11 protein-coding genes are annotated in these 13,352 nt (G+C 62.2%); all 11 read left to right on the forward strand.

The window, feature by feature from the left end; genetic code table 11:
* Window positions 1–3 precede the first annotated feature (3 nt).
* The 11 genes from sucC (at window position 4) to AC4NN3_RS15225 (ending at window position 13,337) form a co-directional block, all read left to right on the forward strand.
* Window positions 4–1,203, forward strand: coding sequence for an ADP-forming succinate--CoA ligase subunit beta (gene sucC, locus AC4NN3_RS15175; RefSeq protein WP_491927929.1), 1,200 nt, complete (start codon window positions 4–6; stop codon window positions 1,201–1,203).
* Between the two features lie 23 nt (window positions 1,204–1,226).
* Window positions 1,227–2,135, forward strand: a complete 909-nt coding sequence (sucD, locus tag AC4NN3_RS15180) for a succinate--CoA ligase subunit alpha (protein WP_491927930.1) — start codon at window positions 1,227–1,229, stop codon at window positions 2,133–2,135.
* Between the two features lie 231 nt (window positions 2,136–2,366).
* Window positions 2,367–5,369, forward strand: coding sequence for a 2-oxoglutarate dehydrogenase E1 component (locus AC4NN3_RS15185; RefSeq protein WP_491927931.1), 3,003 nt, complete (start codon window positions 2,367–2,369; stop codon window positions 5,367–5,369).
* Window positions 5,370–5,380: 11 nt separating this feature from the next.
* A complete protein-coding gene (odhB, locus tag AC4NN3_RS15190; RefSeq protein ID WP_491927932.1) occupies window positions 5,381–6,673 on the forward strand; it encodes a 2-oxoglutarate dehydrogenase complex dihydrolipoyllysine-residue succinyltransferase in 1,293 nt (430 codons plus the stop codon).
* 160 nt (window positions 6,674–6,833) lie between these two features.
* Complete coding sequence (locus AC4NN3_RS15195; protein WP_491927933.1) at window positions 6,834–7,280, forward strand: hypothetical protein; 447 nt, start codon at window positions 6,834–6,836, stop codon at window positions 7,278–7,280.
* Window positions 7,281–7,373: 93 nt separating this feature from the next.
* Window positions 7,374–8,006 (forward strand): LysE family transporter, encoded by a 633-nt coding sequence (locus tag AC4NN3_RS15200; RefSeq protein ID WP_491927934.1) that lies wholly within the window; start codon window positions 7,374–7,376, stop codon window positions 8,004–8,006.
* Window positions 8,007–8,024: 18 nt separating this feature from the next.
* Window positions 8,025–9,434 carry a dihydrolipoyl dehydrogenase gene (lpdA, locus tag AC4NN3_RS15205; RefSeq protein WP_491927935.1) on the forward strand — a complete coding sequence of 470 codons (1,410 nt, stop codon included), beginning with the start codon at window positions 8,025–8,027 and terminating at the stop codon, window positions 9,432–9,434.
* A gap of 311 nt (window positions 9,435–9,745) precedes the next feature.
* Window positions 9,746–10,726: a TRAP transporter substrate-binding protein gene (locus AC4NN3_RS15210; RefSeq protein WP_491927936.1), complete on the forward strand. Its 981-nt coding sequence runs from the start codon at window positions 9,746–9,748 to the stop codon at window positions 10,724–10,726.
* A gap of 60 nt (window positions 10,727–10,786) precedes the next feature.
* Window positions 10,787–11,314: a TRAP transporter small permease gene (locus tag AC4NN3_RS15215; RefSeq protein WP_491927937.1), complete on the forward strand. Its 528-nt coding sequence runs from the start codon at window positions 10,787–10,789 to the stop codon at window positions 11,312–11,314.
* A gap of 5 nt (window positions 11,315–11,319) precedes the next feature.
* Complete coding sequence (locus tag AC4NN3_RS15220; RefSeq protein ID WP_491927938.1) at window positions 11,320–12,606, forward strand: TRAP transporter large permease; 1,287 nt, start codon at window positions 11,320–11,322, stop codon at window positions 12,604–12,606.
* Window positions 12,606–13,337: a FadR/GntR family transcriptional regulator gene (locus AC4NN3_RS15225; protein WP_491927939.1), complete on the forward strand. Its 732-nt coding sequence runs from the start codon at window positions 12,606–12,608 to the stop codon at window positions 13,335–13,337. Before AC4NN3_RS15220 ends, AC4NN3_RS15225 begins: the two co-directional genes overlap by 1 nt.
* Window positions 13,338–13,352: the final 15 nt, after the last annotated feature.

Below are 13,352 nucleotides of genomic sequence, written 5' to 3' on the forward strand. Positions count from 1 at the left end.
ACAATGAACATCCATGAACACCAGGCCAAAGAGCTGCTGAAATCGTATGGCGCACCGGTTGCCGCCGGCGTGGCGATCTTTTCGGCCGATGAAGCCGCTGCTGCCGCCAAGTCGCTGCCGGGCCCGCTTTATGTGGTCAAGAGCCAGATCCATGCCGGTGGGCGTGGCAAGGGCAAGTTCAAGGAACTGGGCCCCGATGCCAAGGGCGGCGTGCGCCTGGCCAAGACCATTGATGAAGTGGTCGCCTTCTCTAAGGAAATGCTGGGCAATACCCTGGTGACCAAGCAGACCGGCCCCGCCGGCAAGCAGGTCAACCGGCTTTATATCGAAGACGGCGCCGACATTGCCCGCGAGCTCTACTGCTCGCTGCTGGTCAACCGTGACAGCGGCCGCGTGTCGTTCGTGGTGTCCACAGAAGGCGGCATGGATATTGAGGCGGTTGCCGAGCACACACCCGAAAAGATCATCAGTGTCGATATCGATCCGACCGCCGGCGTCACCGAGGCCGATGTGGCCAAGATCGTCAGCGCCCTGGCGCTCGATGGCGATGCCAAGGCCGATGCCGCCACACTGATGCCGATCCTCTACAAGGCCTTTGTCGAAACCGACATGAGCATGCTCGAGGTCAATCCGCTGATCGTGATGACCGATGGGCATCTGCGCGTGCTCGACGCCAAGGTGAGCTTTGACAACAATGCCGCCTTCCGCCACGAAGAGCTCAAGGCGCTGCGCGACCTCAGCGAAGAGGACGCCAAGGAAATCGAAGCCAGCAAGTTCGACCTGGCCTATGTGGCGCTCGACGGCAATATCGGCTGCATGGTCAATGGCGCGGGCCTGGCCATGTCGACCATGGACATCATCAAGCTCTATGGCGCCGAGCCGGCCAACTTCCTCGACGTCGGTGGCGGCGCCACCAAGGAAAAGGTCACCGCGGCCTTCAAGATCATCACGGCCGATCCGGCCGTGAAGGGCATCCTGGTCAATATCTTTGGCGGCATCATGCGCTGCGACGTCATCGCCGAAGGCGTGATTGCCGCGGTGAAGGAAGTCGGGCTTGAGGTTCCCCTGGTGGTTCGCCTCGAGGGCACCCGGGTCAAGGAAGGCAAGGCGATCCTGGATCAGTCGGGCCTCAACGTGATTTCGGCCGACGACCTCGATGACGCGGCGCAGAAGATCGTCGCCGCCGTCAAGTCCGCTGCCTAAGCCCTGCAAGAGAGACCAAACCCATGTCCATTCTCGTCAATAAAGACACCAAGGTTCTCGTCCAGGGCCTCACCGGCAAGACCGGTACCTTCCACACCGAACAGGCACTGGCCTATTACGGCACGCAGATGGTCGGTGGGGTGAACCCCAAAAAGGCCGGCGAAACCTGGACCAGCGGGCTCGACGCCTCGGCGTCGCTGCCGGTATTTGCCAGTGTTGCCGAAGGCAAGGATCGCACCGGCGCCAATGCCTCGGTGGTCTATGTGCCGCCTCCCGGCGCTGCCGCCGCCATCATCGAAGCCATCGATGCGGAAATCCCGCTGATCGTCTGCATCACCGAGGGTATTCCCGTACTCGACATGGTGCGGGTCAAGGCGCGGCTCGAGAAGTCCAAGTCGCGGCTTTTGGGTCCAAACTGCCCGGGCGTGCTGACGCCGGAAGAATGCAAGATCGGCATCATGCCCGGTTCGATCTTCTCCAAGGGCTCGGTGGGCATTGTTTCCCGTTCCGGCACGCTTACCTATGAAGCCGTGTTCCAGACCACCAATGAAGGCCTCGGTCAGTCCACCGCCGTGGGTATCGGCGGCGACCCGGTCAAGGGTACCGAATTTATCGACATGCTCGAAATGTTCCTGGCTGATCCGGAGACCAAGTCGATCGTGATGATCGGCGAAATCGGCGGCTCGGCCGAAGAAGACGCTGCCCAGTTCCTGATCGATGAAGCCAAGCGCGGCCGCAAGAAGCCGATGGCCGGCTTCATCGCCGGGCTGACGGCCCCTCCGGGCCGCACCATGGGCCATGCCGGCGCCGTGATTTCGGGCGGCAAGGGCGGCGCGGAAGACAAGATCGCGGCGATGGAGGCAGCGGGGATCCGCATGTCGAAGTCGCCGGCACGGATCGGCCGGACGCTGAGCGAAGTCCTCAAGGGCTAAGTTAGCCCAAAGTCGGTCGCGCTTCGGACACAGAACGGTGTTAACCGGTTGGGATGCGGCAGGCGAAATTTGAGGTTAGGGTTGGCGGCGCCTTGCGGGGCGCCGCAAGTCTTAACAGGATGCAAAGGAAGAACGGTCAATAGTGCCTGCCAGCAATGACCGTTCATGAGGCCGGAGACTGTCCGGCTAGACCAGAAGGATGGCGGGGCGTGGGCCTCGCGAGAAAAAGCGATGACACGACAGGAAAAGAACGACACGTTCTTGCTGACCTCGTTCCTCTATGGTGGGAACGCCGACTATATCGAGCAATTGTACTCGCGGTACAAAGGCGATCCTGCCAGCGTCGACGAGACCTGGCAGAGCTTCTTTTCCAAGCTGGATGACGGCGAGGGCGTAGCGCAGAAGAACGCCGACGGGCCGAGCTGGGGCCGCAAGGACTGGCCGCAGGCCGCCAATGGCGAGCTGGTCAGCGCGCTCGACGGCAATTGGGGTGACATCGCGGTCAAGACCGAGAAGGCCATCACCAAGAAGGCCGAGGCGCTCGGCGTCGACAAGTCCAGTGTCGCCGATGTGCTGCAGGCCACGCGCGATTCGATCCGTGCCATCATGATGATCCGGGCCTACCGCATGCGCGGGCATCTGCATGCCGATCTCGACCCGCTCAAGATGAAGGCCGATGAGCCGGCGCCCGAGCTCGATCCCAAAAGCTACGGCTTCACCGACGCCGATTACAGCCGCAAGATCTTCATCGACAACTATCTGGGCCTGGAATACGCGACGATTCCGGAAATGCTGGCGATTCTCAAGCGCACCTATTGCGGCACGCTGGGCATCGAGTTCATGCACATCTCCGATCCTGAAGCCAAGCAGTGGATCCAGGAGCGCATCGAGGGGCCGGACAAGGAAATCTCCTTCACGCCCGAAGGCAAGAAGGCCATCCTGGGCAAGCTGATCGAGGCCGAGGGCTTCGAGAAGTTCATCGACGTCAAATATACCGGCACCAAGCGCTTCGGCCTGGATGGCAGTGAAGCCACCATTCCGGCGCTCGAGCAGATCATCAAGCGCGGCGGCGCGCTGGGGATCAAGGATATCGTGCTGGGCATGGCCCATCGCGGCCGCCTCAACGTGCTCACCCAGGTGATGCAGAAGCCGCACCGCGCCCTGTTCCATGAGTTCAAGGGCGGCGCCTTCTACCCCGACGATGTCGAGGGTTCGGGCGACGTGAAATACCATCTGGGCGCCTCGTCGGACCGCGAGTTCGATGGCAAGAAGGTGCATCTGTCGCTGACGGCCAATCCAAGCCATCTCGAGATCGTCGATCCGGTGGTGCTGGGCAAGTCACGCGCCAAGCAGGACCAGCACATCGCGCCGCTGGGCAAGCTGGTCAATATCCCGACCGAGGGCAAGCCCGACCGCTCCATGGTGCTGCCGCTTTTGATCCATGGCGATGCGGCCTTTGCCGGGCAGGGCGTGATCGCCGAATGCCTGGGCCTCAGCGGCCTCAAGGGCCATCGTACGGGTGGGTCCATCCACTTCGTGATCAACAACCAGATCGGCTTTACCACCTCGCCGATGTATTCGCGCTCCTCGCCCTATCCGACCGACGTCGCCAAGATGATCGAGGCGCCGGTGCTGCATGTGAATGGCGACGATCCCGAGGCGGTGGTGTTTGCCGCCAAGGTGGCTGTGGAATATCGCCAGAAGTTCGGCAAGCCTGTCGTCATCGACATGTTCTGCTATCGCCGGCATGGCCATAACGAAGGCGATGAGCCCAGCTTCACCCAGCCGCTAATGTATTCCAAGATCCGCGCGCACAAGACCACGCTCGAGATCTATGCGGAAAAGCTGGTGGGCGAAGGTCTGCTGTCGGCTGCCGATATCGAGCAGCTCAAGGCCGACTGGCGCGCGACGCTGGAAAAGGAATTCGAGGCCGGTCAGGACTATCGTCCGAACAAGGCCGACTGGCTCGACGGCGCCTGGAAGGATTTCCGGCCGGCCGATGCCGAAGGGCCGCGCCGCGGCGAGACCGGGGTCGAGATCGACCAACTGGTCAAGATCGGTACGGCGCTGACGCGCGTTCCCGAAGGCTTCAACGTCCACAAAACGGTCAAGCGCTTCATGGACAACCGCCTCGCGGCGATCGAATCGGGCGAGGGCGTGGACTGGGCCACGGCAGAATCGCTGGCCTTCGGCACGCTGGTGACCGAGAGCCATCCGGTGCGCCTGAGCGGCCAGGACGTCGAACGCGGCACGTTCAGCCAGCGCCATTCGGTGCTCAATGACCAGCTGGTCGACAACAAGACCTATACGCCGCTCAACAATCTCGACCCGGAGCAGTGCCGCTACGAAGTCATCAACTCGATGCTGTCGGAAGAGGCCGTGCTGGGCTTTGAATATGGCTATTCCCTCGCCGAGCCCAAGGCGCTGACCATCTGGGAAGCCCAGTTCGGCGACTTCGTGAATGGCGCGCAGGTGGTCATCGACCAGTTCATAAGTTCGGGCGAACGCAAGTGGTTCCGCATGAGTGGCCTCGTGATGCTGCTGCCGCATGGCTATGAAGGCCAGGGCCCCGAGCACTCCTCGGCGCGTCCGGAACGTTTCCTGCAGCTCTGTGCGGAAGACAATATGCAGGTCGCCAACTGCACTACGCCGGCCAATTACTTCCATGCCCTGCGCCGCCAGGTGAAGCGCGACTTCCGCAAGCCGCTGATCCTGATGACGCCAAAGAGCCTGTTGCGCCACAAGCGTGCCACCTCGGGCCTCGTCGAAATGGGTCCCGATTCGTGCTTCCACCGCCTCTTGTGGGACGATGCCGAGGCGCCGGGCGTGCCAAAAACCACGACCAAGCTGACCAGCGACGACAAGATTCGCCGCGTCGTGCTGTGCACCGGCAAGGTCTACTACGACCTGCTGGAAGATCGCGAAAAGAAGGGCATCGACGATGTCTATCTGCTGCGTATCGAGCAGCTCTATCCGTTCCCGGCCAAGGCGCTGCTGGACGAATTGAACCGCTTCAAGAATGCCGAAGTCATCTGGTGCCAGGAAGAACCCAAGAATATGGGTGCCTGGGCCTTCATTCAGCCTTATGTTGAATGGGTATTCGACCAGATGGGCCGGACTGGCCAGCGCGTGCGCTATACCGGTCGTCCGGCTTCTGCATCCACGGCAACGGGCCTGATGCGTACGCATCTGGCACAGCTGCAGGCCTTCCTCGACGAAGCCTTGGCACAATAAAAGGACTATACATGTCGACTGAAATCCGCGTGCCGACGCTGGGCGAAAGCGTCACTGAAGCCACCATCGGGCAATGGTTCAAGAAGGTTGGCGATACCGTCGCTGCCGATGAACCGATTGTCGAACTTGAAACCGACAAGGTCACGATCGAAGTGCCGGCGCCCGCCGCCGGTGTACTCGAAGCGATTGCCGCCCAGCAGGGCGAGACGGTCGATGTGGGCGCACTGCTGGGCGCCATCGGGGGCGCTGCCGGCGTCACCGTGACGGCCAAGCCTACCGCTGCGGCGCCAGCCGAAGCCAAGTCGGCAGCGCCGATCAACAATGCCGCCGGTCCGGAAGAGATCAAGCCTGAGCCCGCTGCTCAGCCGGTCACGGCCACCGATCGGGCTCCGGCCCCCTCGGCACAGAAGATGATTGCCGAGAACGGCCTTGATGCCGGCACCATTGCCGGTTCGGGCAAGGCAGGCCAGGTGCTCAAGGAAGACGTGCTGTCGGCCATGAGCAAGATTGCCGCTGCTCCGGCAGCAGCGCCGGCTGCGGCCCCCGCCGCCAAGCCAGCCGAGGCCAAGGCACCCGTGGCTGCCCGCGCCCCGGTTGACGAAGGCGTGCGCGAAGAGCGCGTGAAGATGACGCGGTTGCGCCAGACCATTGCCCGCCGCCTCAAGGAAGCACAGAACAGCGCTGCGATGCTGACCACCTTCAACGAGGTGGACATGGCGCCGGTGATGGCGCTGCGGACCCAGTACAAGGAACTGTTCGAGAAGAAGCACGGCGTTAAGCTCGGCTTCATGGGCTTTTTCACCAAGGCCGTCGTGCATGCCCTCAAGGAGATTCCGGCGGTCAATGCCGAGATCGATGGCGATGACCTGATCTACAAGCAGTATGCCAATATTGGCGTGGCTGTGGGTACCGACAAGGGCCTCGTGGTTCCGGTGGTGCGCGATGCCGACCAGATGGGCATTGCCGACATCGAAAAGGCGATCAATGCGCTGGGCAAGAAGGCCCGCGACGGTCAGCTGTCGATGGCCGACATGCAGGGCGGCACCTTCACCATCTCCAATGGTGGCGTCTATGGCTCGCTCATGAGCACGCCAATCCTGAATGCCCCGCAATCGGGCATTCTGGGCATGCACAAGATCCAGGATCGTCCCGTGGTGGTTGGCGGGCAGATCGTCATCCGGCCGATGATGTATCTGGCACTGAGCTATGATCACCGGATCGTCGACGGCAAGGAAGCGGTGACCTTCCTCGTACGCGTCAAGGAAAGCCTTGAAGCGCCCGAACGGCTGGTGCTCGATCTCTAGATCGCCGCATTGGGATGACAGATTTCGGGGTCCGCTGCGGCGGGCCCCTTTTTGTTGGCGCTTTCGTGATGTCGGCGACGCTGGATGCTAACAGTCTGTTAACGCGGGTGCTGCAGATGACAAACCATGTTAACGCGTATTTTGCGGAGATGAGCGCCTGTTGCATCCCCTGATCTATCCGGCCCTGTTGTGGCTCGCCATCCTCTTCCCCGCCCATGCCCAGGACGAGGCCAATCCCGAGCTGGTGGGCGAGCTGATGGCCTTTCATGGCGCCAGGGCGATTGTCAGCGCTATGACGACGCATTGCTACGAGACCACCGGGCTCGACAGCGCCTACCACACCGCCAATGACAACTGGTACCTGCGCAATATCGGTTTTCTCGATCTGGCCAATCGCGTCGTCGAGCGGTTGGGCGGCGGCACGCCGGAAGCCGTGGCGGCCGCGGAGACCTATGGCGGCAGCCAGATCATGAGCGCCTATAACCAGGCGGGCGACAAGAACCAGTTCTGCCGGGGCTTTCTCGAGCAGGTCAACAGCGGCGCGCTCGACATCGACAAGAGCCTGCCGGCAGCGTTGGAAAAGGCCCAGGCTATCGCCGCGCAGTAGCGGGCGCGCACAATGGCAGTTTGCGAAGCGGACAGAGTTCGCTAAACAGGGATGGCCCGCTGTGACGGGTCCATCGATGCGCCTGGTGCCCAATTGGATTTTCCCTGGCTTGAATTTGCCGGCCTGATGCTGGCCTTTGGCATCAATGCGGTCATTCCGGGCGCCGATTTTGCCATGGTGCTGCGCCAGTCTATTGCCCATGACCGGCGCGCGGCGCTGTTTACCTCGGCGGGAATCGCCACGTCGATCCTGGTGCATGGCAGCTACACGCTGCTGGGCGTCGGGGTGATTGTCGGCCAGTCACTGCTGCTGTTCAATATTCTCAAATGGCTGGGCGCCGCCTATCTGGTCTATCTGGCCATCTCCGCCCTGCGCAGTCCGCCACCGCAGCCGCCGGCTGAGGCCGAACTGGGCGCGGCGCGACGCGGCGATTTTGCCGCCTTTGCGCTGGGCTTCCTGACCAATCTGCTTAATCCCAAGGCCGTGCTGTTCTTCCTGGCGCTGTTTACCAGCCTGGTTTCGGCGCATACGGGGGGTGACATCAAGGTGTTCTATGTGGCGTGCATGAGCCTGATGCTGTTTGGCTGGTTCGCGCTGGTCTCGATGTTTTTTACGACCGCGTCGGTACGACAGGGGTTTTTCCGCTTTGGCAGGTGGTTTAATCGGGTTACCGGCATTACCTTCATCCTGCTGGCAGTGCGTGTCGCACTGGCCCAGCAACACTAACCAGTTTCGGGGCTTCCAATGGCAGACGTTTTCGACCTCACCATCATCGGCTCGGGTCCGGGCGGCTATGTCGCTGCGATCCGTGCAGCGCAGCTGGGCATGAAGGTTGCCGTCGTCGAGAAATGGGCCACCCATGGCGGCACCTGCCTCAATATCGGCTGCATCCCCTCCAAGGCGCTGCTGCATGCTTCCGAGCTGTTCGAAGAGGCCGGGCATGGCTTCAAGGCGCTGGGCATCGACATTCCGACGCCGGTGCTGAACCTGGCGCAGATGATGAACCACAAGACCGAAACGGTCGCGGCCAATGTCGGCGGCGTGGATTACCTGTTCAAGAAGAACAAGATCACTACCTTTCAGGGCATCGGCACCATTGCCGCACCGGGCAAGGTGCGCGTGACGCCACAGAATGGCGCCGCCGTCGAGATCGAGACCAAGAATATCGTCATCGCCTCGGGCTCGGTATCGGCCAACCTGCCGGGCATCGAGATCGACGAGAAGAAGATCGTGACCTCCACCGGGGCGCTGAGCCTGGAAAAGGTGCCCGGCAAGCTGGTGGTGATCGGCGCTGGCGTGATCGGGCTCGAGCTGGGCTCGGTCTGGGCGCGGCTGGGCAGCCAGGTGACGGTGGTGGAATATCTCGACCGCATCCTGCCCGGCATGGACAGTGAAGTGGCCCGGCAGTTCCAGCGCATGCTGCAGAAGCAGGGCATGGAGTTCAAGCTCTCGAGCAAGGTTTCGGGCGTCGACAAGCAGGACAATGGCGCGCTCAAGGTGTCGGTGGAGCCAGCCAAGGGCGGTGCGGCCGAACTGCTCGACGCCGATGTGGTGCTGGTGGCCATTGGCCGCAAACCCTATACTGAAGGGCTGGGGCTCGACATTGTCGGGGTGGCACTCGATGAACGCGGCCGCGTGCGGGTGGATGGCCAGTACAAGACCTCGGTCGACGGCATCTATGCGATCGGCGACGTGATTGCCGGCCCGATGCTGGCGCACAAGGCCGAGGACGAGGGCATTGCGGTGGCCGAGATCCTGTCGGGCCAGGCCGGGCATGTGAACTATGCCGCCATTCCGTCGGTGGTCTATACCAATCCGGAAGTGGCCAGCGTCGGCAAGACCGAAGACGAGCTCAAGGCCGAGGGCATTGAATACAAGATCGGCAAGTTCCCGTTCAGCGCCAATGGCCGTGCCAAGGCCATGCTGGCGACGCAGGGCTTTGTCAAAATCCTTGCCGATGTGAATACCGACCGGGTGCTGGGCGCCCATATCGTGGGCAAGAATGCCGGCGACATGATCCACGAACTGGTGGTGCTGATGGAGTTCTCCGGATCGGCAGAGGACCTGGCGCGCAGCACGCATGCACATCCGACACTGTCGGAAGCCGTGCGCGAGGCGGCCCTGTCGCTGGGTGACGGCGCCATCCACATATAATAGCTGGGCCAGCAACTACCCCTACAATGACGCCGCCGAGATCAATCTCGGCGGCGTTGCTGTTTTCCGAGGCCCATAAAGAGAGCGGCCTCCTCGACAAAAGTCATCATACAAGTTGCAGGGGATTGTATGTTGACTTGTTCCTGGTTCTTCCATACCAGTTTGTGACCAAGATGACGCAGAGTCCAGAGGAGGAGGATGGGTCGGTCTTGTGTGGCGGGGGCGAGGGCTCTGCGCCACAGTGAACGACGCCGGTCGCGACAGGTCGGAGGACGGCCTGACCGGTGTCATCAGACAACTGGGAGGACTCCATGTTTCATCTGCCTAAACTGGCAGCGACTGCGCTTGTCGCTGCATCCCTGATGGTTTCAACGGCCAGTGCCCAGACGGTATTGCGTTCGTCCGATACCCATCCTGATGGCTATCCGACGGTCGAAGCGGTCAAGCATTTCGGCGAGCTGCTGAGCGCGAAGACCGATGGCCGCTATAGCGTCGAAGTGTTCCACTCGGCCCAGCTCGGCCAGGAAGCCGACACGATCGAACAGACCCAGTTCGGCGTGATCGACCTCAACCGCATCTCAATCGGCGCCTTCGGCACCCAGGTGGCCGAAGCCACCGTGACGCAGCTGCCCTATATCTTCCGCTCGGCCGACCATTTCCACGCAGTGCTGGATGGCCCGATCGGCGAGGAAATCCTGGCCGCCTTCGAGGCCGTCGATCTGATCGCGCTGGCCTATTACGATGGTGGCGCGCGCTCGTTCTACAACAGCGAAAAGCCGATCGAGTCGCTTGACGATATGGCCGGCATGAAGTTCCGCGTCATGGGTTCGGACATCTTCGTGGACATGGTGGCGGCCCTCGGCGGCAATGCCACGCCGATGCCCTATGGCGAAGTCTATTCGGGTATCCAGACCGGCGTGATCGACGGCGCCGAGAACAATTATCCCAGCTATGACACGGCGGGCCATGCCGAAGTCGCCAAGTTCTATTCGCTTGACGAACACCTGATGGTTCCGGAAGTCCTGGTGATCTCCAAGATCGTCTGGGATGGCCTGACCCCTGAGGACCAGGCGTTGTTCCGCGAAGCCGCCAAGGAATCCGTTGCCAAGCAACGCGAGCTCTGGGCTGCCAAGGAAGTTGAATCCAAGGCCGCGGTGGAAGCGCTCGGCGCGGTGATCAACGAAGTCGACAAGGCGCCCTTCATCGAAGCCATGAAACCGGTCTACGACAAGTACGTGACCGACCCCAAGCTGCAGGATCTGGTTGCCCGCATTCAGGCGACCGAAGGCTGAGGCTTTCTTCCGGGCTGGCGCGCTGCGCCGGCCCGATCCCATCGTGGCGGAGAACCTGACGTGAAACACTGGCTCATGCCCATAAGTCGCGCCTTGGGGCGCCTTTCCACTGCCATCCTGTGGCTAGCCGGTTTTGGCCTCATCGCCATGACGCTCATCGTCGCCTACCAGGTGTTCATGCGCTTCGTCATCAATGCCTCGCCATCCTGGACGGAAGCGGGGGCTATCATGCTGGTGACCTGGTTCGTGTTTCTGGGCGCGGCCGTGGGGGTGCGGGAGAATTTCCACATGGGCTTTGATGTGCTGCTCTATCTGCTGCCGTCCAGCGCCAAGCCATGGCTGCGGACAATCAGCGACATCGCCGTGTTCGGCTTTGCCTTCGGCATGGTCTGGTATGGCGGCGAGCTGGCGATCCGCTACTGGTCCACCCGCATTCCGGTGCTCGGCCTGCCGACGTCCTTTACCTATTTCCCCATCGTGGTCTCGGGTTTCCTGATGTGCCTGTTCGCGCTGGAGCGCATGCTGCTGCGCCTGGCCGGTGAACCGATTGACGATCTGCCGACCGACCCGACCGTGACCGAGGCCTGATACGCATGGAATACTGGATCCTGTTCGGGGTGTTTACGCTGCTGATGCTGATCGGCACCCCCATCGCCTATTGCCTGGGCATAGCCAGCTTTGCCACCATCGTCTATCTGGGTCGCCCCGCCATCGTGGTGTTCCAGCAGCTCAATTCGGGCGTGTCTGCCTTCAGCCTTCTGGCCATTCCCTTCTTCATCTTTGCCGGCGACCTGATGATGCGCGGCGGCATCGCGGCGCGGATCATCGCCTTTGCCGGGTCGCTGATCGGGCATGTGCGCGGCGGGCTGGGGCAGGTCAATATCGCCGCCTCGACGCTGTTCGGGGGTATTTCCGGCTCGGCCGTGGCAGAAGCGGCCGCGGTGGGCGGCATCATGATCCCGCAAATGAAGGCGCGCGGCTATGGCGCCGACTATGCGGTCAATGTCACCTCGATGGCGGCGCTGATCGCGCTGCTGCTGCCGCCCAGCCACAACATGATCATCTATTCGCTGTCGGGCGGGGGCAATATCTCGATTGCCGACCTGTTCACGGCCGGCATCATTCCCGGCCTGCTGCTGGCGCTGGCGCTGTCGATCACGGCCTATATCGTGGCGGTCAAGCGCGGCTACCCGACCGAGCCGTTCCCCGGCTTCCGCAAAGCGGGCTATTTCTTCCTCGCCTCGATTCCCGGGCTGATGCTGATTGCCATCATCTTTGGCGGCGTGCGCTCGGGCATTTTCACGGCGACGGAAAGCTCCTGCATCGCGGTGTTCTATGCCTTCCTCGTCACCGTGCTGGTCTATCGGTCGCTGGGCTGGAGCGAGTTCGTGCATTCGGTGCTGGGGGCGGTGCGCACCACGGCCATGGTGCTGTTCATCATCGGCGCGGCGGCCTCGTTTGGCTGGCTGATGGCCTATCTCAAGGTGGCGATCATCCTGACCGACGGCATTGCGGCGATCTCGAGCGATCCGCTGCTGGTGCTGCTGATGATCAATGTGCTGCTGCTGGTGCTGGGCACCTTCATGGATATGGGCCCCCTGATCATCATTACGACGCCCATCTTCCTGCCGATCGCCAAGTCATTCGGCATCGACCCGGTGCATTTCGGGGTGATCATGATCCTCAATCTGGGGATCGGCCTCAATACGCCGCCGCTGGGCCCGGTGCAGTTCGTGGCCGCCGCGGTGGGCAAGATAACCGTCTGGGAGGCGATGCGCAGCATCTGGCCCTTCTATGGCGCCGGCCTCATTGTGCTCGGCCTGGTGACCTACATACCGGCCCTGTCGCTGTGGTTGCCGGCGCTGTTCAGGGGTAATTGATGAGCCTGAATGACGAAGTCCTGGCGCTGAGCCGCAAGCCCAAGCTGGCCGACCTGGTGATCGGCTCGCTGCGCAAACGCATTGCCGAGGGCGAATTCGAGGCCGGCGGCAAGCTGCCCACCGAAAGCCAGATGACCGCGATCTTCGGGGTCAGCCGCACGGTGGTACGCGAGGCGATTGCCGCCTTGGCCGCCGACGGGCTGGTGCAGTCGCGCCAGGGCGCGGGGGTCTTCGTGATGGCCAGCGCCGCCAGTCCGTTCTCGGCAATCGGCGCGAGCAGCTCGAACAAGATTTCGGTGGCGCTCAATGTGCTCGAAGTGCGCATGGGCATCGAGATCGAGTCGGCCGGGCTGGCCGCGCTGCGGCGCAGTTCCAGCCAGGACGCGGCCATCCAGGAGGCCTGGAACGAGTTCGAGCGCCAGATCAAGGCCGGCACGCCCACCGGCAAGACTGATTTTGCCTTTCACCGCGCCATTGCCGCGGCGACCAATAATCCGTTCTACATCGAGGTCCTCGATGGTCTGGGCAGCCGCACGATCCCATGCGATGTGGCATCACCCTGGGGGACCGAGAGCGTGCTGACGCTGGAATACCAGCTGGGCCTGCAGCAGGAGCATCTGACCATTCTGAGGGCCATTTCGGCCCAGGACGCCGATGCGGCGCGCGAAGCGATGCGCCAACACCTCTGGCTCAGCCAGGAGCGTTACCGCCAACGGCTGCGCGAACAATGAACAGGAAGCAGGACC

Source organism: Devosia sp. MDV22-iso42, assembly GCF_058629155.1.